At 71.3% G+C, this 24,023-nt stretch carries 25 protein-coding genes and 1 pseudogene; 8 read left to right on the top strand and 18 right to left on the bottom strand.

From position 1 onward, the window contains the following. Positions 1–34 precede the first annotated feature (34 nt). The gene (locus ACWCQ1_RS09420; RefSeq protein ID WP_451026184.1) at positions 35–832 is read left to right on the top strand and encodes an SAM-dependent methyltransferase; all 798 of its coding nucleotides are present in this window, start codon (positions 35–37) and stop codon (positions 830–832) included. Positions 833–880: 48 nt separating this feature from the next. On the opposite strand, the gene gatB is transcribed toward ACWCQ1_RS09420, so the two are convergent. From gatB to ACWCQ1_RS09390, 6 genes are all read right to left on the bottom strand, one after another. After that, positions 881–2,395, bottom strand: coding sequence for an Asp-tRNA(Asn)/Glu-tRNA(Gln) amidotransferase subunit GatB (gene gatB / locus ACWCQ1_RS09415; protein ID WP_451026183.1), 1,515 nt, complete (start codon positions 2,393–2,395; stop codon positions 881–883). A 15-nt stretch (positions 2,396–2,410) separates the two neighbouring features. After that, positions 2,411–2,662 (bottom strand): hypothetical protein, encoded by a 252-nt coding sequence (locus tag ACWCQ1_RS09410; protein WP_358595498.1) that lies wholly within the window; start codon positions 2,660–2,662, stop codon positions 2,411–2,413. Continuing rightward, entirely contained in the window at positions 2,659–4,155 is a 1,497-nt protein-coding gene (gatA, locus tag ACWCQ1_RS09405) for an Asp-tRNA(Asn)/Glu-tRNA(Gln) amidotransferase subunit GatA (protein WP_451026182.1), read from the bottom strand. The genes ACWCQ1_RS09410 and gatA overlap by 4 nt, the downstream gene beginning before the upstream one ends. Before the next feature lie 5 nt (positions 4,156–4,160). Next, entirely contained in the window at positions 4,161–4,457 is a 297-nt protein-coding gene (gatC, locus tag ACWCQ1_RS09400; protein ID WP_007384860.1) for an Asp-tRNA(Asn)/Glu-tRNA(Gln) amidotransferase subunit GatC, read from the bottom strand. 260 nt (positions 4,458–4,717) lie between these two features. Then, a complete protein-coding gene (locus tag ACWCQ1_RS09395; RefSeq protein WP_451026181.1) occupies positions 4,718–5,209 on the bottom strand; it encodes a cupin domain-containing protein in 492 nt (163 codons plus the stop codon). Positions 5,210–5,279: 70 nt separating this feature from the next. Beyond that, positions 5,280–5,651 carry a DUF4267 domain-containing protein gene (locus ACWCQ1_RS09390; protein WP_133046693.1) on the bottom strand — a complete coding sequence of 124 codons (372 nt, stop codon included), beginning with the start codon at positions 5,649–5,651 and terminating at the stop codon, positions 5,280–5,282. Between the two features lie 95 nt (positions 5,652–5,746). Between ACWCQ1_RS09390 and ACWCQ1_RS09385 the strand changes: the two genes are divergently transcribed. Beyond that, a complete protein-coding gene (locus ACWCQ1_RS09385; protein WP_451026180.1) occupies positions 5,747–6,328 on the top strand; it encodes a TetR/AcrR family transcriptional regulator in 582 nt (193 codons plus the stop codon). 45 nt (positions 6,329–6,373) lie between these two features. Here the strand turns inward: ACWCQ1_RS09385 and ACWCQ1_RS09380 are convergent, their stop codons facing one another. From ACWCQ1_RS09380 to ACWCQ1_RS09360, 5 genes are all read right to left on the bottom strand, one after another. Continuing rightward, a complete protein-coding gene (locus ACWCQ1_RS09380; RefSeq protein WP_358595491.1) occupies positions 6,374–8,614 on the bottom strand; it encodes a putative bifunctional diguanylate cyclase/phosphodiesterase in 2,241 nt (746 codons plus the stop codon). A 272-nt stretch (positions 8,615–8,886) separates the two neighbouring features. Then, positions 8,887–11,079: an NAD-dependent DNA ligase LigA gene (gene ligA, locus ACWCQ1_RS09375; RefSeq protein ID WP_451026179.1), complete on the bottom strand. Its 2,193-nt coding sequence runs from the start codon at positions 11,077–11,079 to the stop codon at positions 8,887–8,889. 15 nt (positions 11,080–11,094) lie between these two features. Continuing rightward, entirely contained in the window at positions 11,095–12,093 is a 999-nt protein-coding gene (locus tag ACWCQ1_RS09370) for a methionine synthase (RefSeq protein ID WP_451026178.1), read from the bottom strand. Further along, positions 12,090–12,788, bottom strand: coding sequence for an SDR family oxidoreductase (locus tag ACWCQ1_RS09365; RefSeq protein ID WP_451026177.1), 699 nt, complete (start codon positions 12,786–12,788; stop codon positions 12,090–12,092). The genes ACWCQ1_RS09370 and ACWCQ1_RS09365 overlap by 4 nt, the downstream gene beginning before the upstream one ends. Positions 12,789–12,806: 18 nt before the next feature. Further along, on the bottom strand, positions 12,807–13,370 hold the full coding sequence (locus ACWCQ1_RS09360; protein ID WP_358595479.1) for an LOG family protein: 564 nt from the start codon (positions 13,368–13,370) through the stop codon (positions 12,807–12,809). Positions 13,371–13,421: 51 nt separating this feature from the next. On the opposite strand from ACWCQ1_RS09360, the gene ACWCQ1_RS09355 reads away from it, so the two are divergent. Further along, positions 13,422–13,745: a DUF427 domain-containing protein gene (locus tag ACWCQ1_RS09355; RefSeq protein WP_133046686.1), complete on the top strand. Its 324-nt coding sequence runs from the start codon at positions 13,422–13,424 to the stop codon at positions 13,743–13,745. A 37-nt stretch (positions 13,746–13,782) separates the two neighbouring features. Beyond that, positions 13,783–14,568, top strand: coding sequence for an alpha/beta fold hydrolase (locus ACWCQ1_RS09350; RefSeq protein ID WP_133046685.1), 786 nt, complete (start codon positions 13,783–13,785; stop codon positions 14,566–14,568). On the opposite strand, the gene mnmA is transcribed toward ACWCQ1_RS09350, so the two are convergent. Further along, entirely contained in the window at positions 14,565–15,689 is a 1,125-nt protein-coding gene (gene mnmA / locus ACWCQ1_RS09345) for a tRNA 2-thiouridine(34) synthase MnmA (RefSeq protein ID WP_133046684.1), read from the bottom strand. The two genes, ACWCQ1_RS09350 and mnmA, sit on opposite strands and share 4 nt — an antisense overlap. Before the next feature lie 83 nt (positions 15,690–15,772). Between mnmA and ACWCQ1_RS09340 the strand changes: the two are divergent. Both ACWCQ1_RS09340 and ACWCQ1_RS09335 read left to right on the top strand, forming a co-directional pair. Then, a pseudogene (locus ACWCQ1_RS09340) lies at positions 15,773–16,440 on the top strand (N-acetylmuramoyl-L-alanine amidase). Positions 16,441–16,643: 203 nt separating this feature from the next. Then, complete coding sequence (locus tag ACWCQ1_RS09335; protein WP_451026176.1) at positions 16,644–18,197, top strand: multicopper oxidase family protein; 1,554 nt, start codon at positions 16,644–16,646, stop codon at positions 18,195–18,197. Between the two features lie 19 nt (positions 18,198–18,216). Here the strand turns inward: ACWCQ1_RS09335 and ACWCQ1_RS09330 are convergent, their stop codons facing one another. From ACWCQ1_RS09330 to ACWCQ1_RS09320, 3 genes are all read right to left on the bottom strand, one after another. Next, positions 18,217–19,380: a cysteine desulfurase family protein gene (locus ACWCQ1_RS09330; RefSeq protein ID WP_451026175.1), complete on the bottom strand. Its 1,164-nt coding sequence runs from the start codon at positions 19,378–19,380 to the stop codon at positions 18,217–18,219. A gap of 186 nt (positions 19,381–19,566) precedes the next feature. Beyond that, on the bottom strand, positions 19,567–19,845 hold the full coding sequence (locus tag ACWCQ1_RS09325; protein ID WP_356769633.1) for a DUF4190 domain-containing protein: 279 nt from the start codon (positions 19,843–19,845) through the stop codon (positions 19,567–19,569). A 36-nt stretch (positions 19,846–19,881) separates the two neighbouring features. Further along, positions 19,882–20,052: a hypothetical protein gene (locus ACWCQ1_RS09320; protein ID WP_165954994.1), complete on the bottom strand. Its 171-nt coding sequence runs from the start codon at positions 20,050–20,052 to the stop codon at positions 19,882–19,884. A gap of 145 nt (positions 20,053–20,197) precedes the next feature. On the opposite strand from ACWCQ1_RS09320, the gene ACWCQ1_RS09315 reads away from it, so the two are divergent. After that, a complete protein-coding gene (locus ACWCQ1_RS09315) occupies positions 20,198–20,824 on the top strand; it encodes a TetR family transcriptional regulator (RefSeq protein ID WP_358595465.1) in 627 nt (208 codons plus the stop codon). Between the two features lie 80 nt (positions 20,825–20,904). Here the strand turns inward: ACWCQ1_RS09315 and ACWCQ1_RS09310 are convergent, their stop codons facing one another. After that, entirely contained in the window at positions 20,905–21,306 is a 402-nt protein-coding gene (locus tag ACWCQ1_RS09310; protein WP_358595462.1) for a hypothetical protein, read from the bottom strand. Positions 21,307–21,446: 140 nt separating this feature from the next. Next, on the bottom strand, positions 21,447–22,424 hold the full coding sequence (locus ACWCQ1_RS09305) for a helix-turn-helix transcriptional regulator (RefSeq protein ID WP_358595459.1): 978 nt from the start codon (positions 22,422–22,424) through the stop codon (positions 21,447–21,449). A gap of 117 nt (positions 22,425–22,541) precedes the next feature. On the opposite strand from ACWCQ1_RS09305, the gene ACWCQ1_RS09300 reads away from it, so the two are divergent. After that, the gene (locus ACWCQ1_RS09300) at positions 22,542–23,129 is read left to right on the top strand and encodes a TIGR03086 family metal-binding protein (protein ID WP_451026174.1); all 588 of its coding nucleotides are present in this window, start codon (positions 22,542–22,544) and stop codon (positions 23,127–23,129) included. A 4-nt stretch (positions 23,130–23,133) separates the two neighbouring features. On the opposite strand, the gene ACWCQ1_RS09295 is transcribed toward ACWCQ1_RS09300, so the two are convergent. After that, positions 23,134–23,994 (bottom strand): thioesterase family protein, encoded by an 861-nt coding sequence (locus tag ACWCQ1_RS09295; RefSeq protein WP_358595453.1) that lies wholly within the window; start codon positions 23,992–23,994, stop codon positions 23,134–23,136. Positions 23,995–24,023: the final 29 nt, after the last annotated feature.

Below are 24,023 nucleotides of genomic sequence, written 5' to 3'. Positions count from 1 at the left end.
TTCACTACGAGGATCATGAGGAGCCCGTTCACCGATGTCCGACAACAGGACCACGGACGACCGTCTCACTGACCGTGTGACCCACCCGCGCTATCCCCTCAGCAGCCAGTACGACGCACGCTGGACCGTCGACAACCAGATGGGCCCCAACGCCCTGTGGCTGCTGGAATGGCTGGCCCCCGCCCTCGGCCTGGACGCCCTGCGCCCCTGCGCGCGCGTCCTCGACCTGGGCTGCGGCCGGGCGATGACGTCGGTCTTCCTGGCCCGGGAGTTCCACGCCCAGGTCACCGCGGCCGACCTGTGGGTCGCGCCCGACGACAACGCCCGGCGCGTCACCGAGGCCGGATTCGCCGACCGGGTGCTGCCCGTGCACGCCGAGGCGCACGACCTGCCCTTCGCGGAGGGCGGTTTCGACACGATCGTGTCGATCGACGCGTACCAGTACTTCGGCACCGACGATCTCTATCTGCCCACGCTCACCAGGCTGTTGAAGCCCGGCGGGCGGATCGGGATCGTCGTACCGGCCCTGCGCGAGGAACCGGAGGGAGCCGAGCCGCCCGAGCATCTGCGGGCCTGGTGGGAGCCCGACTTCTGGTGCTGGCACTCCGCCGACTGGTGGCGCCGCCACTGGACCCGCAGCGGTGCCGTCGAGGTCGAGACGGCCGACTGGCTTCAGGACGGCTGGCGCGACTGGCTCAAGTGGTGCGAGGTGGTCGCCGAGGAGAGCCCGGAGGAGTTCCACCGCACGATGGCCCGCCGGGTCGCCGAGATGGTACGGGCCGACGAGGGCCGCACCCTGGGCTTCGTACGGGTCGTGGGACGCCGCAAGTAGGCGTACGGCCCCGGAGGTTCACCCCTCCGGGGCCGTACCGCACGAACCTCAGCCCTCGCTGACGCCCAGCTTCTCAAGGATCAGCTCCTTGACGCGGGCCGCGTCCGCCTGGCCGCGGGTCGCCTTCATGACGGCGCCGACCAGGGCGCCGGCCGCGGCCACCTTGCCGCCGCGGATCTTGTCGGCGACGCCCGGGTTGCCTGCGATGGCCTCGTCGACGGCGGCGGTCAGGGCGCCCTCGTCGGAGACGACCTTCAGGCCGCGCTTGTCGACGACCTCGTCCGGGGTGCCCTCGCCCGCGAGGACGCCCTCGATGACCTGGCGGGCCAGCTTGTCGTTCAGATCACCCTTCGCGACCAGCTCGGTGACCCGGGCCACCTGCGCCGGGGTGATGGCGAGTTCGTCGAGGGAGACCCCCGACTCGTTGGCGCTGCGCGCCAGTTCGCCCATCCACCACTTGCGGGCGGAGGCCGCGTCGGCCCCGGCGTCGATCGTGGCGACGATCAGGTCCAGCGCACCGGCGTTGAGGATGGCCTGCATGTCGGTGGAGGAGATGTCCCACTCGGCGAGCAGCCGGTTGCGGCGGGCCAGCGGCAGCTCCGGCAGCCCCGCCCGGATCTCCTCGACCCACTCACGGGACGGGGCGACCGGCACCAGGTCCGGCTCCGGGAAGTACCGGTAGTCCTCGGCCTCCTCCTTCACACGGCCCGAGGTCGTGGACCCCGTGTCCTCGTGGAAGTGCCGGGTCTCCTGCACGATCGTGCCGCCCGAGGACAGCACGGCCGCGTGCCGCTGGATCTCGAAGCGGGCCGCGCGCTCCACGGATCGCAGCGAGTTGACGTTCTTCGTCTCGGAGCGGGTGCCGAACTTCTCGCTGCCCTTGGGCATCAGCGAGAGGTTCACGTCGCAGCGCATCTGGCCCATCTCCATGCGGGCCTCCGACACACCGAGCGCCTTGATGAGCTCGCGCAGCTCACGGACGTACGCCTTCGCCACCTCCGGGGCACGGTCGCCCGCTCCGACGATCGGCTTGGTGACGATCTCGATCAGCGGGATGCCGGCTCGGTTGTAGTCCAGCAGCGAGTGCGAGGCGCCGTGGATACGGCCCGTCGCACCGCCCACGTGGGTGGACTTGCCGGTGTCCTCCTCCATGTGGGCGCGCTCGATCTCCACACGGAAGGTCTCGCCGTCCTCCAGCTGGACGTCGAGGTAGCCGTTGAAGGCGATCGGCTCGTCGTACTGGGAGGTCTGGAAGTTCTTCGGCATGTCCGGATAGAAGTAGTTCTTCCGGGCGAAGCGGCACCACTCGGCGATCTCGCAGTTCAGCGCGAGACCGATCTTGATCGCGGACTCGACGCCGGTCGCGTTGACGACCGGCAGGGAGCCGGGCAGGCCGAGGCAGGTCGGGCAGGTCTGCGAGTTGGGCTCGGCGCCCAGCTCGGTCGAACAGCCGCAGAACATCTTGGTCCTGGTGCCGAGTTCGACATGGACCTCGAGGCCCATGACGGGGTCGTACGACGCCAGCGCGTCCTCGTACGACACCAGGTCGGTCGTGGTGGTCACGGTGAAACTTCCCTCTCAGCCCAGCAGGACGTCGTCGTCGCCCAGCCGCTTCAGCTCGCGGTAGAGGACGGCGAGGCCGGTGACGATGCCGACGGCGGCCACGGTCGCGTCGATCAGGCGCAGCGTGTCCTGCTCGGACCGCGCCTTCCTGATCCGCTTGGCGACACCGAGCGCGCCGAAGGCGGTGGTGGCGATGGACACGTACATACCGGACTTGGACTTCTTGAAGTCCTGCGCCTTGGTCAGCGTCTTGCCTGTCTTGGTCACAGCGACGGAGCCTCCTCGAGCAGCGGGTGCCCCCACTTTTCCACGAAGGCGGCCTCGACGGCGGCGCCGACCTTGTAAAGACGGTCGTCCTTCAGCGCCGGGGCGATGATCTGCAGACCGACCGGGAGGTTGTCCTCCGGGGCGAGCCCGCAGGGCAGCGACATGGCCGCGTTGCCGGCCAGGTTGGTCGGGATGGTGCACAGATCGGCCAGGTACATCGCCATCGGGTCGTCGGCGCGCTCGCCGATCGCGAAGGCGGTGGTCGGCGTGGTCGGGGAGACGATCACGTCGACCTGCTCGAAGGCCTTCTCGAAGTCGCGCGTGATGAGCGTGCGGACCTTCTGGGCGGAGCCGTAGTAGGCGTCGTAGTAGCCGCTCGACAGAGCGTAGGTGCCCAGCATGATGCGGCGCTTGACCTCGGGGCCGAAGCCCGCCTCACGGGTGATCGACGTGACCTCCTCGGCCGAGTGGCTGCCGTCGTCGCCGGCCCGCAGGCCGTAGCGCAGGCCGTCGAAGCGGGCGAGGTTGGAGGAGCACTCGGAGGGCGCGATCAGGTAGTACGCGGAGAGCGCGAGGTCGAAGGACGGGCAGTCCAGCTCGACGATCTCGGCGCCCAGCTCCTTCAGCAGCGCGACCGACTCGTCGAACCGCTGGATGACACCGGCCTGGTAGCCCTCGCCGCGGAACTGCTTGACGACGCCGACGCGCATGCCCTCGACGCTGCCGTTGCGGGCGGCCTCGACGACCGGCGGAACCGGGGCGTCGATGGAGGTGGAGTCCAGCGGGTCGTGCCCGGCGATGACCTCGTGCAGCAGGGCCGCGTCCAGGACCGTACGGGCGCAGGGGCCGCCCTGGTCGAGGGAGCTGGAGAACGCCACCATGCCGTAGCGGGACACCGCGCCGTACGTCGGCTTCACGCCGACCGTGCCGGTGACGGCGGCCGGCTGGCGGATGGAGCCGCCGGTGTCGGTACCGATGGCGAGCGGCGCCTGGAAGGAGGCGAGGGCCGCGGAGGAGCCGCCGCCGGAGCCACCGGGGATCCTGGTGAGGTCCCAGGGGTTGCCGGTCGGCCCGTACGCGCTGTTCTCCGTGGAGGACCCCATGGCGAACTCGTCCATGTTGGTCTTGCCGAGGATGACGACGTCGGCCGCCTTGAGACGCTTGGTGAGGGTGGCGTCGTACGGCGGGATCCATCCCTCGAGGATCTTCGAGCCGACGGTCGTCGGGATGCCCTCGGTGGTGAAGATGTCCTTCAGCGCCAGCGGGACGCCGGCCAGCGGGCCGAGCTTCTCGCCCCGCTCGCGCTTGTCGTCCACGGCCCGGGCCTGGGCCAGGGCGCCCTCGCGGTCGACGTGCAGGAAGGCGTGCACCTTCTCGTCGACGGCCTCGATCCGGGCGAGGTGGGCCTCGGTGACCTCGACGGCCGTGAGCTCGCCGGAGGCGATCTTCGCGGCGGTCTCGGCAGCGGTCAGCTTGATGATGTGGTCCGTCATGTCGGTCAGTCCTCCCCCAGGATCTGCGGCACCTTGAAACGCTGCTGCTCCTGGGCCGGGGCGCCGGAGAGCGCCTGCTCGGGGGTGAGCGACGGACGGACCTCGTCCGCCCGCATGACGTTCGTCAGCGGGAGCGGGTGCGAGGTCGGCGGTACGTCTTGGTCGGCGACCTCACTGACGCGGGCCACCGCGCCGATGATGTCGTCCAGCTGTCCCGCGAAGTGTTCGAGCTCTTCGGGCTTCAGCTCCAGACGCGCCAGCCGGGCGAGGTGGGCGACCTCCTCGCGCGTGATGCCAGGCATGCAGCGTTCCTCTGGGGTGAGTGTGTGTGGTTCGGGGCTGGGGCTTGTCGGCACATTCCCGTCGTCCGCCCGGAGGGCGGGCCGCGCGGCGTCCGGTGCGTGCGATCGCAAGGCGCCGGAGCGTCCTCGTGGCGGAGCCACGTGGACGATTCGGCAACGCTGCGAGCGAGCGTGCCAGGCGTCGCGCGGCAGACGGGAATGTGCCGACAAGCCCCAATCCTAGGGGGCGGGGGCCTTCCGCCGTTAAACGGTTTCCCGGCTCAGTGGCGGGCGGCCCAGGCCGGGCTGTGCAGGAAGTGGTTGTCGTACAGGTCCTGGACCTCCAGCAGGCTCTCCGCGGTGAGCTCGCCCAGGCGGATGCGCTGCAGGTGGCGGAAGTACTCGAACCGCTCGACGCCCGGGGTGATGACGATGAGCAGGTCCGCCGGGGCGCCCGGGGCGGCGGCGAAGGCGTGCGGGCGGTCCGGCGGGACGATGATCAGGTCGCCGCGCTCGGCGGTGACGACGTCGTCGCCGGAGAGGACCTCGGCGGTGCCCTCGAGCAGGTAGAACATCTCGGCGGAGTTGTGGTGCGTGTGCGGGCGGGCGCCGTCGGCGCCCTCGGCGAGGGTGACGCGCACGGTGGACAGCGCACCGCCGCTGGCACTGCTGTCGGCCAGCAGCCGTACGGCCACGGGGTCGCCCCCGACGACCTCGGCCTCGGCGTCACGGACCAGGACGGTCTCGTCGAACTTCGGTACGAACAGCGACATCTCTCGTTCCCCCTGTCTCGTCTGCGGATGGTCTCATCCGCGGATGGTCTCGTCTTCGTCTCGGATGCCGTCAGACCGCGAAGAGCAGTCCGGCGCTGATCAGGACAATGATCGCCGTGGCGAAGTGAACCCCGAACGCCACGGCCTTGGCGCCGCCGTTGCGCAGGACTATCAGGCAGTCGCCGAACGGGATGATCGCCACGCTCAGCATGAGCCAGGCCTCGGCGTGCGCGCCGGCGCCGGCCAGCACGGCGAGGCCGACCACGCCGAGCGTGCCGTCCCGCAGCCCCTTGATCGAGAGGTAGGCCCCGGCGTCGCCCGCGGGGTCGGCCGGGACGCCGTAACCGGCGGCGGCCGGGCCCGGCTGGAACAGGAACCGGTAGCCGAGGAACAGGCAGAACACGTTGAGCAGGACGGCCAGGGTGTAGGCGGTGACGGTCATGTCTCTCTCCTTCGTCGTTTTTCTAGCAACGCTAGCGACAAGAGCGAAGCTAGCAGAGCGTCGACAGATTGGCTAGCACTGCTAGAATTCAAGGCATGTCGATTCAGACGCGCCGGGAGCGCGAACGAGCGGAACGCGAGCGGCTGATCGTCACGGCCGCCCGGGAACTGGCCGAGACGGAGGGCTGGGACGCGGTGACGACGCGCCGGCTGGCCGCCGAGATCGAGTACAGCCAGCCGGTCCTCTACAGCCACTTCAAGGGCAAGGACGCGATCATGGCGGCGGTCGCGGTGCAGGGCTGCGCGGACCTGGCGGTGGAGCTGCGCGCGGCACGTACGGCGGCGAAGGACCCGCGCGAGGCACTGGCGGCGGTGGCCGAGGCGTACACGTCGTTCGGGCGGCGGCGCCCGGCTCTCTACGACGCGATGTTCACCCTCGCCGTGGACCTGCCGTTCGCCACCCCCGAGGCTCCGGAGCCGCTGTGGGAGGCGTTCCGGGAACTGGCCACGGTGGTCGAGCCGATCGCGGCCGAGGGCGAGGACACGGGCCTGCTGGCGGAGACGTACTGGGCCGGACTGCACGGGCTGGTCACGCTGATGCGCAGCGGACGGCTGCCGGAGCCGGCCCATGAGCAGCGACTGGCCCTGCTGATCGGACACTTCACGGCAGCGCTCTGAGGAAACGCCGAACCGTCTCGGGGTACGGCCGGGCGGCCGGGAGGACTACTCGGCGGCGGGGAGAGCGGCCCGCGGCCGCTGCCAGCCCCGGGAGCCCCGGGCCCGCAGCCACGCCGTCGTCTCCTCCGGCGGCATCGCGGCCGCTACCAGCCAGCCCTGTACGGCGTCACAACCGAGGTCGCGCAGCCGTTCCCAGGTCTCGTCGTCCTCGACGCCCTCGGCGACGACCAGCAGGCCCAGCGAATGGGCGAGGTCGACGGTGCAGCGGACGATCTCGGCGTCCTCGGGGTCGACGGCCAGCCGGGCCACGAAGGAGCGGTCGATCTTCAGCTCGCTGACCGGCAGCCGCCGAAGATGCACCAGCGACGAATAGCCGGTGCCGAAGTCGTCCAGCGACATCTTCACGCCGTGCCCGGTGAGCGCGGCGAGGGTGTCGGCGGCGCGCTGCGGGTCCTCCAGGAGGACGTGTTCCGTTATCTCCAGTTGGAGCGCTCCCGCGGGAACTCCGTGCCGGGCCAGACGTGCCGCCACCGAGCCGGCGAACCCGGGTGTGTGGACGTCCCGCGGGGACACGTTGACGGCGACCGGCACGTGCAGGCCCTGCGCCCGCCATGCCGCCACCTGTCCGAGCGCCGTCTCCAGCACGTACTCGGTGAGGTGGGGCATCAGCCCCGACGACTCGGCGATCGCTATGAACTCGTCCGGCGGCACCTTCCCGCGCTCGGGATGCACCCAGCGCACCAGCGCCTCGAGCCCGGCCACCTGTCCGTCGAAGCGGACCTTGGGCTGGTAGTGCAGCTGCACCTCGTGCGCGTCCAGCGCCCGGCGCAGATCACCGAGCAGCCCGAGCCGGTCCGGTGTGTTGGAGTCCCGTTTCGACTCGTAGACCTCGACGCCCGTCCGGTCCCGCTTCGCCTGGTACATCGCCACATCGGCCCGGCGCAACAGCCCCTCGGCGTCCAGCGCGTGGTCGGGGAAGACGGCTACGCCCGCACTGGCCTCCAGGACGAGGGTGAGCCCGTCGAGGTCGAGCGGGGAGCTGAGCGCGGACACCAGCCCGCGCGCCACCCGGGTCGCGGACGTGGTCGAGTCGGCGACCGGCAGTAAAACGGCGAACTCGTCGCCGCCCAGCCGCGCGGCCTCCGCCCCGCGCGGCAGGGCGAGCCGCAGCCGGTCGGCTATCTGCAGCAGCAGCCGGTCCCCGGCGAGATGCCCGAGTGTGTCGTTGACGGACCGGAAGCGGTCCAGGTCGATCAGCATCAGCGCGGACCGGGCGCCGATCCGCTCGGCGTCGTCCAGCGCGGTCCAGATGCGCTCCAGCAGCCACTGCCGGTTGGGCAGTCCGGTCAGCGGGTCGCGCAACTGTTCCTCGGCCCGGGCCCGGGCTATCCACAGGGTGGAGTCGAGGGCGATCAGCGGGATGGCGAACAGCGGCAGCAGCACCGGCCGGGCGACGGCCACCACGCACACCAGCGGGGCGATGCCGAGCAGCGCGACCGCGACCAGGCCCTGTCTGACCAGGGCGGTACGGGCGACGGTGGGCAGTCCGCGGTTCCGCGGGGCGTGCAGGTACCAGAGCAGCGTCCGGGTGACCAGGAGATAGGCGGCGGCGACCAGCACCACCTCGGGGGCGGTGCAGACCGTCCAGCTCGCGGGGTTCCACGGCTTCTCGACGGACGGGAAACGGCCGAAGGCGGCGAGCACCAGGGCGCCCGCGCCGATGCCGAGGATGTCCACCGCGCCGTGCAGCACGCCCTGCCGCCAGCGGTTGCGCCGGGCTATGCCGACCAGCACGACGACGGTGAGGCTGACCATGCCGGCCGGCACCCAGCCGTACAGCAGCAGGACGGCGAGGGTGAGGGCGGCGCCGGAACCCGTCCCGCCCCACCAGCGGGAGCGGCCGAGCATCACCAGATGGCCGACGATGATGCCGGTCAGCACGGCCAGGGACCAGCCGACGGTGCCGGACGGGAAGAGGGCGTGGGTGCCGGTGAACGCCCGGTAGAACCCGGCGCCGAGCACGAGGGCTGCCGCCGCGACGACGGCCACGGGCAGCGTGGGCCAGGACGGGTGCCGTTCCTGGTCCTCGTCCGGGAGCGCGGGCTGGTGCCCGGTGGTGAGCTGGGGCACACCACGCACCTGTGTGGCGGTGTACTGTCCGGTGACGCGCCCCTCCCCGCCCGGATGCCCGGGGGGCCGCCCGGCCCAACGACTCGGCCGCCAGGCGCCGGTGCCCCGGCGCCCGCGCAGCCGTGAGTCCGGGGCGGCGCTCTCGGTCGGTTCCATTCCCGTCCCTCTCACAGCCGGCGGTGCCCACGCCAGGCGGCCCGATGTCCGACATCCATCCACGGCGCCGCGTTGGAAAACCCTTCCCCTCCGCTCCCGAAAAGCCCTTCAGGAACAACGGGGATGCCCCAACCGCAGCTGGGCACGGCAGGCGCACATCTCAACAGTAGGCCGCAGAAGGCTTCCGCGGGCAGCGGTCGTGGACGGTTGCCCGAATGCGCCCCGGCCACCCGTATGCATCTGGTATGCGCCGATCGGGTGGCCTTCAACCGCTACTCCTCTGTGGGAAGCGCAACTTCGGCGGCGGCGTCCGGTCCCTGTTCCAGCAGGACGTCGAATCCCTCCTCGTTCAGGACGGGCACCTTGAGCTGCATCGCCTTGTCGTACTTGGAACCAGGATTGTCACCCACAACGACGAAGGACGTCTTCTTGGAGACGGAACCGGTCACCTTGGCTCCGCGGCTCTGCAGCGCCTCCTTCGCCCCGTCGCGGGTCAAGCGCTCGAGGGTGCCGGTGACCACCACGGTCATGCCCTCGAGCGGGCGCGGACCCTCGTCCTCACCGCTGCTCTCCTCCTCCATACGGACGCCCGCGGCCCGCCACTTGCGCAGGATCTCCTGGTGCCACTCCTCGGCGAACCACTCCTTGAGGGAGGCGGCGATGATCCCGCCGACGCCGTCGGTGTTCGCCAGCTCCTCCTCGGTGGCCTGCTCGATGCGCTCGATCGAGCGGAACTCACGGGCCAGCGCCTCGGCGGCGACCGGGCCGACATGACGGATCGACAGGCCGGTCAGCACCCGGGCCAGCGGGCGCTCCTTGGCGGCGGCGATGTTCTCCAGCATGGAGACCGCGTTCTTCTTCGGCTCGCCCTGCTGGTTGGCGAAGACCGTGACGACCTTCTCCTCGCCCGTCTTCGGGTCCCGCTTGGGCAGGCCGCTGTCCTGGTCCAGGACGTACGCCTTGATGGGCAGCAACTGCTCGATGGTGAGGTCGAACAGGTCGCCCTCGTCCTTCAGCGGCGGCTCCGCGGGCTCCAGCGGCTTGGTGAGGGCAGCGGCGGCGACGTACCCGAAGTGCTCGATGTCCAGTGCCTTGCGGCCCGCGAGGTAGAACAGCCGCTCGCGCAACTGGGCCGGGCAGGTGCGGGCGTTGGGGCAGCGCAGGTCGACGTCGCCCTCCTTCATGGGCCTCAGCGCCGTGCCGCACTCGGGGCACTCGGACGGCATCACGAACTCCCGCTCGCTGCCGTCGCGCAGGTCGACGACCGGGCCGAGGATCTCCGGGATGACGTCACCGGCCTTGCGCAGCACCACGGTGTCGCCGATGAGGACGCCCTTGGCCTTGACGACGTCCTGGTTGTGCAGGGTCGCGAACTCGACCTCGGAACCGGCCACCGTCACCGGCTCGACCTGCGCGTACGGCGTGATCCGGCCGGTACGGCCCACACCGACGCGGATGTTGATGAGCTTGGTGTTGACCTCCTCCGGCGCGTACTTGTACGCGATCGCCCAGCGCGGCGCGCGGGAGGTCGAACCGAGCCGGCCCTGCAGCGGGATCTCGTCGAGCTTGACGACGACGCCGTCGATCTCGTGCTCCACGGAGTGGCGGTTCTCGCCGTAGTAGGAGATGAACTCCCGTACGCCGTCGAGGTCGTCGACCACCCGGTTGTGCGGGGAGGTGGGCAGGCCCCAGGTCTTGAGGAGGTCGTAGGCCTGGGAGAGCCGGGTGAGGCCCTGGAAGCCCTCCAGGACACCGATGCCGTGGACGACCATGTGGAGGGGGCGGGTGGCGGTGACCCGCGGGTCCTTCTGGCGCAGCGAACCGGCCGCCGCGTTGCGCGGGTTGGCGAAGGGCTTGTCACCGGCCTCGACCAGGCGGGCGTTGAGCTCCTCGAACTTCTCCATCGGGAAGTAGACCTCGCCGCGGATCTCCACGACGTCGGGGACCTTGTCGCCCTTCAGCCGGTCCGGGATCTCCGTGATCGTGCGGACGTTGGGCGTGATGTCCTCGCCGGTGCGGCCGTCGCCGCGGGTCGCCGCGCGCACCAGGCGGCCGCGCTCGTAGGTGAGGTTGACCGCGAGGCCGTCGACCTTGAGCTCGCACAGGAAGTGGTAGTCCTGCTCGCCGAGCTCCCGGTGGATGCGGTCGGCCCAGGCAGCGAGTTCGTCGTCGTTGAAGGTGTTGTCCAGCGACAGCATGCGTGAGCGGTGCTCGACCGCCGTGAACTCCGTCTCGTACGAGCCGGAGACCTTCTGCGTCGGCGAGTCCGGTGTCCGCAGCTCCGGGTGCTCCTCCTCCAGCGCCTCCAGAGTCTTCAGGAGCTTGTCGAACTCCGCGTCGCTGATGACCGGAGCGTCCTTCACGTAGTACCGGAAGCGGTGCTCCTCGATCTGCTCAGCGAGCTTCGCGTGCTTCTCCCGCGCCTCGGCGGGCACCGTCGTCTCCGCTTGCTTGTCGCCGGCCACCGTGTTGTCCTCCCGTTACTCTGGGTTGTCCGCGAGGGATCTCGCCGCCCGGGCGCAGTGGGCGAGAGCCCGGCGCGCGTAGTCCGGGGAGGCCCCCGCGAGTCCGCACGACGGCGTGATGGTGACCGCCTCCGCGAGAAGCCCCGGTTGCAGCCCCAGCCTGCGCCACAGCGTCCTGACACCCATGACGCTACCTGCCGGGTCTGACAATGCCGCGTCCGTGCCCGGCACGACACCGGCGAAGAGCCGGGTACCCCCTTCCACCGCCTCACCGATCGTGTCGTCGTCACGTTCGGTGAGGAGGGCGAAGTCGAACGAGACCGCCGCCACGCCCGCCCGGCGCAGCAGGGCGAACGGGACGTCCGGTGCGCAGGAGTGGACCATGGTGGGCCCGTCGCTGTGAACCCCGAGGACGTCGCGGAGTGCGGACTCGGCGATCTGCCGGTCCACGGCCCGGTGGGTGCGGTAGCCGCTGGCGGTCCTGACCTGGCCGCGCAGGACGGCGGTGAGGGACGGTTCGTCGAGCTGCAGGACGACCTGCGCGCCGGGCACCCGGCGCCTGACCTCCGCCAGGTGCAGCCGCAGGCCCTCGGCGAGGGAGCCGGCGAGGTCGCGGCAGGCGCCGGCGTCGGAGAGGGCGGACTCCCCGTTGCGCAGCTCCAGGGCGGCGGCGAGCGTCCAGGGCCCGACGGCCTGCACCTTCAGCGGGCCCTCGTAGCCCTGGGTGAACTCCTCCAGCGCGTCGAGGTCCTCGCCGAGCCAGGACCGGGCGCGCTTGGTGTCCCGGCCCGGCCGGTCCCCGAGCCGCCAGCCGCTGGGCTCCACGCGCGCGTAGAGCTCGACCAGCATCCCGGCGGTGCGGCCGATCATGTCGGCGCCGGGTCCGCGCGCGGGCAGCTCGGCCAGGAAGGGGAAGTCCTCGAAGGTGCCGGTGACGGTCCTGGCGGCCTCCCGGGCGTCGCCGCCGGGCATCGAACCGACGCCGGTGGCGGCGCCGAACTGGAACCCGGTCACCGTCCCGGCCTCACCGTCAGGTCGTTGACCTCGGCGTCCCGGGGCAGGTCGAGGGCCATGAGGATCGTCGTCGCGACCGACTCCGGGTCGATCCACTGCGAGGCGTCGTACTCCTTGCCCTCCTGCTGGTGGACCTTGGCCTGCATGGGGCCGGCCGTGCGGCCGGGGTAGACGGAGGTCACGCGGACGCCGTTGGCGTGTTCCTCGCCCCGCAGGGAGTCGGCGAGGGCCTTCAGACCGTGCTTGGAGGCGGCGTAGGCGGACCAGTCGGGGCTGGCGTTGAGCCCGGCGCCCGAGTTGACGAAGAGGACGTGCCCGCGCGCGGCCCGCAGCTGCGGCAGGAAGTGGCGGGTCAGCTCGGCGGGGGCGATCAGGTTGACGTTGAGCTGATGGCGCCAGGACTTGGGGGTGAGTTCGCCGACCGGGCCGAGGTCGACCACACCGGCGATGTGCAGCAGACAGTCCACGCGGTCCGGGAGCGACTGGTGGGAGAAGGCCCAGGACAGCTTGTCCGGGTCGGCCAGGTCGCCCACCAGCGTCTTCGCCCCGGGGAACGCTGCCGCCAGCTCCTTCGCGCGGCCGGCGTCGCGCGCGTGCAGGACGAGGTCGTCCCCGCGCGCGTGGAGGCGGCGGGCGACGGCCGCGCCGATGCCGGAACCCGCTCCGGTGATCACATGTGTAGCCATGCCCGCCATGCTCGCACCCGCCGGTGGCTACGCGATGCCCTGCCCCGCGGCGGTAGCCGCTGATGTCACAGCCTCGAGGTAGGCCAGCGCACCGACCGGTTCCTCGGCGAAGAACACCAGCTCGGCCAGCGGACGAGGCAGGAAGCCCTCGTCCTCCATGCGCCGGAACTGCTCCTTGAGGCCGTCGTAGAAGCCCGCGGTGTTGAGCAGCACGACCGGCTTCTCGGTGTGACCGTGCTTCTTCAGCTCCAGGATCTCCGTCGCCTCGTCGAGCGTGCCGGTACCACCCACCATGATCACCACGGCGTCGGCCTTCTCCAGCAGGAGCTTCTTCCGCTCGGCGAGGTCCTTGGCGATCACCATCTCCTCGACGCCCGGCCGCACCTTGGCCGACAGGAAGTCCACGGAGACCCCGCACAGCCGTCCGCCCGCCTCCTGCACACCGTCGGCGACCACCTTCATCAGACCGACGTCCGAACCGCCCCACACCAGGGTGTGCCCGCCTTCCCCCAGCAGTTTCGCGAACTCGCGCGCGGGGCGCGTGTAGCGGTCGTCGAGGTCGGCGGCGGAGAGGAAGACGCAGATTCGCATGGGGCCACCGTACGCGGGAAGAACCGGCGGCCCGCGAGCGCTCTTCCTTCCATGACCGAAGGACACAAGATCACCATTGAGCAGGGCGAGAAGCACGTGCGCGTGGTGCACGGCGACCAGGTACTGGCGGAGAGCGACCAGGCCCTCGTGCTGCGCGAGACGGGCTGTCCGGTCCGGTACTACATCCCACCGGAGGACGTACGGCTCGACCTGCTGCGGCCCTCCGACACGCACACCTACTGCCCGTTCAAGGGAACGGCGTCCTACTGGTCGCTGCCGGACGCGGCGGACCTCGTCTGGGCGTACCCGGACCCCAAGCCGGACGTGGCGCAGATCAAGGATCACCTCTGCTTCTACGAAGTCGAGGTGTCGTGAGCGATTAGTTCCGCGCCTTGGGGCAGTCTGCTGAGGCATGGACAAGAAGACCATTTCGCGCGACGGGACCCCCATCGCGTACCAACGCACCGGTGACGGCCCCGCGGTGATCCTGGTGAGCGGGGCGATGTCGACGGGGGCCACGGTGGCTCCGTTCGCCGTGCCCCTCGCGGACCGCTTCACCGTCGTCTCCTACGACCGCAGGGGCCGGGGCGGAAGCGGTGACACCCGGCCGTACGCGGTCGCCCGCGAGGTCGAGGACCTGGCCGCGCTGATCGAGGCGGTGGGCGGCGAGGCGTCGCTGTACGGCCACTCGTCGGGCGGCGCGCTGGTCCTGGAGGCGGCGGCGAGCGGGCTGCCGCTGCGTCAGGTCGCCGTGTACGAGGTGCCGTACGCCGTCTACGAGGGCGGCGCGAAGGAGCGGGCCGAGTACACCGACCACCTCACCGAGGCGCTGGAGCAGGGCCGGCGCGGGGACGCGGTCGAGCTGTTCCTGCGGCTGACGGGACTGGCCGAGGAGATGATCCAGGGTGCCCGCCAGTCCCCGATGTGGCCCGGGATGGAGGCGCTCGCGCCGAGCCTGGCGTACGACAACGCCGTGATGGGCGACGGGCTGGTGCCGCAGGACCGGCTGGCCTCGATCACGGTGCCCGTGCTGTCCCTCGGGGGCGGCGCGAGTCCCGCCTGGATGCGCGAGGCCGCCCGGGCGGTGGCCGAGGCGGCGCCCAGGGGCACGTACCGGGCGCTGGAGGGCCAGACGCACATGGTGGATCCGCTGGTGCTGGCGCCGGCGCTGGCGGAGTTCTTCTCGTCGGCGGGTTAGGCGACGGCCGTGGACGCGCGCGTGGTCGTCGCGATCGTCGCCGAGCCCACCACGCGCGTGCCGTCGTACAGGACGATCGCCTGGCCGGGGGCGACCCCGCGGACCGGCTCGGTGAAGGTCACCTCCAGGGTGCCGTCGACGAGTTCGGCGCGGACCTCGGTCTCGCCGCCGTGGGCGCGCAGCTGGGCGGTGTAGGTGCCGGGGCCGGAGGGTGCCGTGCCGCACCAGCGGGGCTTGATCGCGGTGAGGCCGCTGACGTCGAGGGAGGCGGCGGGGCCGACCGTCACGGTGTTGTTCACCGGGGAGATGTCGAGGACGTAGCGCGGCTTGCCGTCCGGTGCCGGGGTGCCGATGCGCAGGCCCTTGCGCTGGCCGATGGTGAAGCCGTACGCGCCCTCGTGCGTGCCCACCTTGGTGCCGGACTCGTCGACGATGTCGCCCTCCGCCCTGCCCAGACGGGAGGCGAGGAAGCCCTGGGTGTCGCCGTCGGCGATGAAGCAGATGTCGTGCGAGTCGGGCTTCTTGGCGACCGCGAGTCCCCGGCGCTCGGCCTCGGCGCGGATCTCGTCCTTGGTCGTGACGGTGTCGCCGAGCGGGAAGAGGGCGTGCGCGAGCTGCTTCTCGTCCAGCACGCCGAGGACGTACGACTGGTCCTTGGCCATGTCGGAGGCGCGGTGCAGCTCGCGGGAGCCGTCCGGGTTGACGATCACCTTGGCGTAGTGGCCGGTGCAGACGGCGTCGAAGCCGAGGGCGAGCGCCTTGTCGAGCAGGGCGGCGAACTTGATCTTCTCGTTGCAGCGCAGGCACGGGTTCGGGGTGCGGCCGGCCTCGTACTCGGCGACGAAGTCCTCGACGACGTCCTCGCGGAAGCGGTCGGCGAGGTCCCAGACGTAGAACGGGATGCCGATGACGTCGGCGGCGCGGCGGGCGTCGCGCGAGTCCTCGATGGTGCAACATCCGCGCGCCCCCGTGCGGAAGGACTGCGGGTTCGCGGAGAGCGCGAGATGGACTCCGGTCACGTCATGGCCGGCCTCGGCGGCGCGGGCGGCGGCGACGGCGGAGTCCACCCCGCCGGACATGGCGGCGAGGACACGGAGGGGGCGCTGCGGGGTGTCAGTCATAACCCTTCAAGAGTACGGGCCGTCGGGAACCGGAGCCCACGAGTATCCGTTGACGATCACAGGGGGACGGAGAGGGCGATCACATGGGGGACGGGACGAGGGACGTCGACGCCGACCGGCGGCTCGGGCGCCGTGCGCTGATCGTCGGCGGGGCGGTGGCCGCCGTGGGCACGGCAGCGCTGGCCCGCGAGGAGCTGTCCCGTCTGTGGTGGCGGCTGCCGGGGGTGGAGAAGCCGCGGGTGGCTGGGGCGGTGGACTTCCGGGGCGCGCGGTGGATCGCGGCCTCCCCGGCGAACTACCGGCGGGCGGACCGGCCGGACGACTACGCGATCGACCGCGTGGTGGTCCATGTCACCCAGGGCGGTTACGCGAGCGCGGTCAAGGCCTTCGAGGACCCCCGTCATCAGGCCGCGGCCCACTACATCGTCCGCGAGGACGGGCAGGTCACCCAGATGATCCGCGAGCTGGACGTGGCCTTCCACGCGGGCAACCGGAAGTACAACGAACGCAGCGTCGGCATCGAGCACGAGGCTTCGTGGAGCGGCGGTCGTCGTTCACGGACGCGATGTACGCCTCCTCGGCGCGACTGACCGCGGGGATATGCGGGCGGTACGGCATACCCGTCGACCGGGACCATGTCATCGGGCATGTGGAGGTGCCGGGGACGGACCACACGGACCCGGGGCCGTACTGGGACTGGGAGCGGTACATGGGGCTTGTCCGACGGGCCGGACAGGCCCGGCCTCGGTGACGCAATCGTGACCCTGTGCGTAGCCCCGTTCTTCGTGTGTCCGTTGCGTCCCCCGTGGCGGAGGTGACCTGCGGCACGCCAACGTGGCTCCTGTTCAACGGAGTTGAGCGAGCGCTCCCTTCACGGCGGCCGCACAGCGCACCCGGCCGGCTCCTAATCTCGGCCCAGTCCTCACACAGAACTCACGTCGACCATCCCGGTCCATGGCTGACATCACCGAGCCCGATGGGCGCACCAGCGCCACGGGCAGCAGCAACAAGTCCAGGCACACCAAGACCGCCCGCACCTCCGGCGGCAAGGGAGTGCACCGGCGCAGGTTCCTCGGCGGCATGGCCGGGGTCGCACTCGGGGCGGTCGCGGGCGCCGGTGGCGCCTTCTCCCTGCTGACCGAGGCGGGCAGGAACAAGGCGAGCGCCGCCACCAACACCGCCACCCTGACCGTCCCCGACCTCCTGGAGGGCACCACCTCGGGCAGCACCACGACCTTCACGCTGGAGGCGAAGACCGGCACCGCCGAGGTCGTCTCCGGGGTCACCAGCAGCACGATGGGCTACAACCAGTCCTTCCTCGGCCCCACCATGAAGTGGACCAGCGGTGACACGGTCCTGCTCAACATCACCAACAGCCTGGGCGAGGACACCACCGTCCACTTCCACGGCGCCCATGTCCCGGCCAAGATGGACGGCGGCCCGCAGGTCGCCTTCTCGGACGGCACCACCTGGTCCCCCACCTTCACGGTCAAGGACGAGGCCAAGACGCTCTGGTACCACCCGCACGCCCTGGGCACCACGGCGAAGCAGGCGGTGCACGGCCTGGCCGGCATGATCATCGTCGAGGACGACTCCACCGCGTCCTCCGACCTCCCCAGCACCTATGGCACCGACGACATCCCGCTGATCTTCCAGAGCCTGGCCGCCGACAGCAGCGGTGACATCAAGTACAACCTCACCGGTTACCTCAGCAGCGGGCTGAGCTTCCCGCTGCTGCTGAACGGCACCAACGTCGACGACACCACGCTCACCTTCACCGCGACCAAGACCCGCACCCGGTTCCGGTGCCTGAACGCCTCGCCGTCGGACATCATCACCATCCAGCGCAGCGACGGCGGTACGCTCAACCAGATCGCCACCGACCAGGGTTATCTCACCGCGGCCACCGAGGTGACCAGCATCCGCCTGGTGGCGGGCGCCCGCGCGGAGTTCGTGCTGGACCTGTCGGACGCGGTCACGCTCCAGGCCGTCGTCACCACCGGCTGGGTGCGCGGCGGCAGCGGCACGTACGACGTGCTCGCGATCACCGCGTCGGGCACGGACACCCCGGACGACCTGCCGAGTTCGCTCAACACGATCACCCGGTACGACACCAGCGACTTCACCGCCCGGACCATCACCCTCGGCCAGAGCGGCGCGACGATGCTGATCAACGGGTCCGCCGGTACCAGCATGTCCTCCATGGCGATGATCAGCACCACGCTGGGCGCCAAGGAGATCTGGACGATCAAGAACAGCACCCAGCTGGAGCACTCGTTCCATCTGCACGACGTGCCCTACCAGTTGATCTCCATCAACGGCGAGGACCCGACCGGCGTGGACCTCGGCTGGTTCGACACCTACGAGGTGGTCGGCGGCGGATCCATCGAGATCGCGATGGAGTTCACGGACTTCACCGACGACACCTACATGTACATGCTCCACTGCCATCTGCTGCAGCACGAGGACGAGGGCATGATGGCGTCCCTGATGGTGACGGAGAGTTAGGGAAGAGCCCTCCGGCGAACTAGGTGAGCCCGGCGGCTCGAGCGCGCTCGACCGCCGGGCCGATCGCCTTGGCGACCGCCTCGACGTCGGCCTCCGTGGAGGTGTGGCCGAGGGAGAAGCGGAGGGTGCCGCGGGCCAGGTCCGGGTCGGTGCCGGTGGCGAGCAGGACATGGCTCGGCTGGGCGACGCCGGCGGTGCAGGCGGAGCCGGTGGAGCACTCGATGCCCTGGGCGTCCAGGAGCAGCAGCAGGGAGTCGCCCTCGCAGCCGGGGAAGGTGAAGTGGGCGTTGGCGGGGAGCCGGTCGACCGGGTCGCCGCCGAGGATCGCGTCCGGGACGGCCGAACGGACCGCCTCGATCAGACTGTCGCGCAGGGCGCCGATCTCGGTGGCGAACCACTCGCGCTGCTCGGCGGCGAGACGGCCGGCGACCGCGAAGGAGGCGATCGCGGGGACGTCCAGGGTGCCGGAGCGGACGTGCCGCTCCTGGCCGCCGCCGTGCAGGACCGGTACGGGGGTGTACTCGCGGCCGAGGAGCAGGGCGCCGATGCCGTAGGGGCCGCCGATCTTGTGTCCGGACACGGTCATCGCGGCGAGGCCCGAGGCGCCGAAGTCGACGGGGACCTGGCCGAAGGCCTGGACGGCGTCGGCGTGCAGCGGGACGCCGAACTCCTGGGCGACATCGGCGAGTTCACGGACCGGGAAGACGGTGCCGATCTCGTTGTTGGCCCACATCACGGTGGCCAGGGCGACGTCGTCGGGGTTCTTGGCGAGGGCCTCGCGCAGGACGTCCGGGTGGACGCGTCCGTAGCTGTCGACCGGGAGGTACTCGACGGTGACGCCCTCGTGCTCGCCGAGCCAGTGGACGGCGTCGAGGACGGCGTGGTGCTCGACGGGGCTGGCGAGGACCCGGGTGCGGCGGGGGTCGGCGTCGCGGCGGGACCAGTACAGGCCCTTCACCGCGAGGTTGTCGGCCTCGGTGCCGCCGGAGGTGAGGACGACCTCGCTGGGGCGGGCGCCGAGCGCGTCCGCGAGCGTCTCGCGGGCTTCCTCGACGGTGCGCCTCGCGCGGCGGCCGGACGCGTGCAGGGAGGAGGCGTTGCCGGTGACGCTCAGGTGCGCGGTGAGTGCCTCGACTGCCTCCGGGAGCATCGGGGTGGTCGCGGCGTGGTCGAGGTATGCCATGGTGCGCACGATTCTACGGGGCCGCGGCGCTTGGCTTTGGCCGCGTACTGCCTCCCGGAGCTGCGGCTGGGGTCGGTCGCGCGGCACCCGGCGCTGCAGGCCGTGCCCACCCTCCCCCACTCTCGACTCCGCTCGAGCGGGGGGACCCCCATCGCCCTGCGGAACGCCTGCCCACGGCGGTACGCGTCAGAAGCTCCAGGAGATCGTGCTGTCCGCCTGCATGAAGGCGACCAGGACGATGAGGTCCGCGACGCCCAGGCCCAGGCCGAGGAAGGCGCGGCCCCGGCGGGTGGTGCCGCGCCAGAGGGCGGCCGTGGCCAGGATGATCGCGATCGGGCCGAGGAAGACGTTCAGGACGAGCAGGCCGACGAGGCCCAGGATGAAGGAGGCCACGGCCATGCCGTCGGCGTCGCGGCGGGTCGGGGCGGCATCGGGACGGTCGGTGGCGCGGGCGGTGAGTTGCATGACGGGTCAGCTCCCGGCAGTCGAGGCGGTGGTGGGTCAGTGGCTGGTGGTGGTGTGGCGGCGACGGCCGTGACGCTCGCGGAGCGCGAAGATGCCGAGCCAGGCGGCGATGACGGCGGCGGCGACGAGGGTGAAGGCGAACGGCGCGTGGGCCACGGTGCCCAGTACGGCGCCGAACAGCAGCAGGGCGGCAACGAGGAACAGCATGGGATGGAACCCCCTCCGAGACGCCTCGGGGGACGCCTCTCGTTACATTTCGGTGAACAGTTGTAGTTACAGTTGTTCACTGACTCTAGAGTCTAGCGCGTCTCACGGCTTTCCAAATCCAGAGAACAGTTGTTAACTGGATGACATGAGTCACACCCTCGGCATCCGGCAGGCACAGAAGCAGAAGACCCGGCAGGCGCTCCTCGACGCGGCCCTCGGCCTGCTGGAGGAGCAGAGCCTGAGCAGCCTGGGCCTGCGCGAGGTCACCCGCGCGGTCGGCGTCGCCCCGACCGCCTTCTACCGGCACTTCCGCTCCATCGCGGATCTCGGCGTGGCCCTGGTCGAGGAGGCGCTCGGCAGCCTGCACCCGATGATCAGGACGACGGTGGCCACCACCGACGACAGTGACCAACGGATCCAACGCGCCATCGAGTTGATCGCCGGTCATGTGAGCGAGTACCCCGCCCATGTCCGTTTCATCGCCCGCGAGCGACATGGCGGAGTTCAGTCGGTGCGCGAGGCGATACGGGACCAACTCGCCCGGTTCGCCGAGGAGGTGCGGGCCGAACTGGCCAAGGACCCGGAGTCCGCGGGCTGGAGCGACGACGACCTGCTGATGCTGGCCCATCTCTACGTGGACCAGATGCTGATCACCGCCTCTCTGTTCCTGGAGGCGATGGAGGGCACCGAGGAGGACCGCGAGCGCGTCGAGCAGGTCGCCACCCGGCAGATGCGGCTCATCAGCATCGGGCGCCATCACTGGCTGGATTGAGCCGCTGCGGACCGGACAACGCACTGGGGCGGCACCCCCCGTTCACGGGGAGTGCCGCCCCTGTCGTACGGCGTGACGGGTCAGCTCTTGGTCGCCGCCGCCGTCGGCCCCCCGCTCGGGGCGGCGCTCGGCGCGGCACCGCCGCCGGGACCGCCCTGGCCGCCCCCGCAACCGCCCGCCCCGCCGCCACCCGGGCCGCCCTGTCCGCCACCCTGACCGCCGCCGGGCGCGCCGCTCGGCATCCCGGTGGGAGTGCCGGTCGGCCGGGCCGTCGCGTTACCCGTCGGCGCGCCCGAGGGGGCACCGCTCGGCCGGCCCGAGGCGTTGCCCGTGGGCATGCCGGAGGGCGCCGAACACGCCTGCCGCTGCCCGGAGTTGCCGGTGCCCGAGGACGACGAGGAGTCGCTCGAGCCGCAGGCCGCCAGGACCAGGGGCGAGAGCGCCAGCAGGGCCACCGCGGGGACGAGACGCACACGCTTCATGAGAAACAGCTCCAAGGAAGATGAGGGTGCCTTGAGACCGGCACTCAACCAACGGCGCATTGGGCTTCCTTGGGGGCGGTCTGTCCCCGGCCTGTGACTCAGGTCAAGGGGATCTCAAGGCACCGCGACGACCTGCGACTTCACCGACCGGCCCGGACCGCTCGCTGGTACAGCTCCGTGACAGAGGCGGCCGCCGCCGCGACCTCCGCGCGCACCTCCGGCGGCTCGAGCACCTCCACGTGGTCGGCGAACTGGAGCAGTTGACGCGCCTCGGGCACGACCCCGTACGACAACCGTACGGTCACCCACTCCCCCTCGCCGTCGGTGTCCGGGAGTTCGGCGAGATGGGCGGCGTTCAGGCGCAGGAACATGTCGAGCCGGCTGTGCCGGACGCGCACCGTGACGTCGAGCCCGCCCGGCCGCTCCTCCACCTGACGGCGCAACGCCTGCCAGACATCGGCGAGTTCGACGCCCGGACGGCGCTTCACGGGGTCCTCCAGGACCGCGGCCGAGCGCACCCGGTCGGCGCGGAAGAGCCGCGGCTTCGCACGGCGGTCGGCGACGAGGTACCAGACGCCCGCCTTGGAGACGAGCCCGTAGGGGTCGACGGTGTACGTCCGCGGCTCCCGCTCCCCGCTGTGCCGGTAGCGCAGCCGCAGCCGCCGGTCGGCGAAGACGGCGTCCTGGAGGACGTCGAGGTCGACGGGTCCCTGCGGGCCGCCCTTCCAGCGGGTGGCGTCGACCAGGATGCGGCGGGAGGTCACCTCGGCGGCCGGGCGGTGCGGCGCCGGGAGCGCGGCCATGACCTTGCGCAGCGCCGAGCCGAGGGCCGCGTCCAGCCCGAGCGCCGCGTGCGCGCCCTGGGCGGCCAGGATGAACAGCGCCCGCGACTCGTCGGCGGTCAGTCCCGTGACGTCCGTGCGGAACCCGGCGAGCAGCTCGATCCCGCCGTGCCGCCCGCGCTCGGCGTAGACCGGCACCCCGGAGGCCGACAGCGCCTCCACGTCCCGGTAGATGGTGCGCACCGACACCTCCAGCCGCTCGGCCAGTTCGTGCGCGGGGACGCGGCCGCGGGTCTGCAGGAGCAGCAGGATCGACAGCAGGCGGTCGGACTTCACGTACACCAGAATCGCGCCGCGGGCGATCGCCCGCAAATGTTGACGGAAACTGTCAGGTTATGGGCGGAGTCTTCGAGCACCGGAAAGCACCGCAAGGACAGCACAGAGAGGCCGGCCATGAACGCCATCGACCCCCGCCCCGTCTACGCCCGCGCCACCGAGCAGGCGGCCGCGCTCATCGCGAGCGTTCGGGCGGACCAGCTCGACTCCCCCACCCCGTGCGCCGAGTTCGACGTCCGCACCCTGCTCGGTCACATGGTCGGCGGCACCCTGCGGATCGCGGTCGTCGGCGAGGGCGGCGACGGTCTCGCCGTCCACCCCTTCGTGGACGGCGTCGGCGACGACGAGTGGCCGGCCGCCTACGACGAGGTGCGCGTCCGTGTCCTCAAGGCCTGGGAGAGCGACGCCCGTCTGGAGGCGCCGGTCCGCGTGCCGTGGGGAGAGGTCCCGGGGCGCGCCGCCCTCTCCGGCTACGTCATGGAGCTGGTCACGCACACCTGGGATCTGTCGGAGTCCCTCGGCCGGCCGCATCAACTCGACCCGGAGTCGGCCGAGTTCGCCCTCGCCGTCGCCCGTCGCGTCCTCCCCGACCCGGAGCGGGACGCCGACACGCCCTTCGCCTCGGTGGTGCCGGCGCCCGAAGGGGCCGACGCCTACGGGCGGTTGGCGGCCTGGCTCGGCCGTGAACCGCTCGTCCGGGCCTGACCCCCTATCCCAGCCTGACGCGCGCGAGTTGGCGGGACTGGGCGACCAGGCGGTCGGCGCTGTCCCAGACCTCGGCGTCCTCCTCCAGGAAGCCGCCGGCGAGGTTGCGGGTGGTGATGGCGACGCGGAGCGGGCCGGGGGCGGGACGGCAGCGCACGTGGACGGTGAGCTCGACCGTGGGGACCCAGCCCTTCAGGCCGATTTCGAAGGCGGTGGGCGGCAGCGCGTCCACCGCGAGCAGGAGGGAGAGCGGGTCGGCGTCCCGGCCGTCCGCCAGGCCGAACCAGGCGCGCATCTCGCCCTTGCCGGAGGGCGCGCCGACCGCCCAGCCGAGGGTGGCGGGATCCAGCTTGATCATCAGACGGTCCGCGATGGCGGAGCTGCCGGTGATCGGGGCCGGGCCGTCGCTGGGGCCGAAGCACTCCTCGATCGGCGGGATCGCGGGCGGCCGGGCCGTCGTACGGACGTCGTCGGGGAGGGCGTCGAGGTCGCCGTAGGAGGCGAGGACGCGGATGCGTTCGACCTCGTTGCCCTCCTCGTCGTACTGGAGGAGGGAGGCCTGGCCGGTGGAGAGGGTGCGGCCGGTGCGGACCACGTCCGCGCGGACCACGGCCGGGCCCGGCTGGGAGGCGGTCAGGTAGTGGGCCGAGATCGTGAACGGGTCGGAGTGCGGCAGGGCGTCCGCGAGGGCACGGCCCACAACGGCCAGCAGATAGCCGCCGTTGACGGCGTTGATGATGGTCCAGCCGGCCGAGAGGTCGATCGCGTAGACCCCGTCGGCGCGCCGGGTGAGCGCGGTGTCGCGGTCGAACTCGCTGTCGCCGACGGTGGCCCGGGTGGCCTGTGCGGAAGCTGCTTCTGGCATGCCTGAACGGTACAACGAGAAATTACTAA

The organism is Streptomyces sp. NPDC002144 (assembly GCF_053593695.1).
Note: the sequence above shows the minus strand (reverse complement) of the source record. Positions and strands in the feature narration are given on the sequence as shown.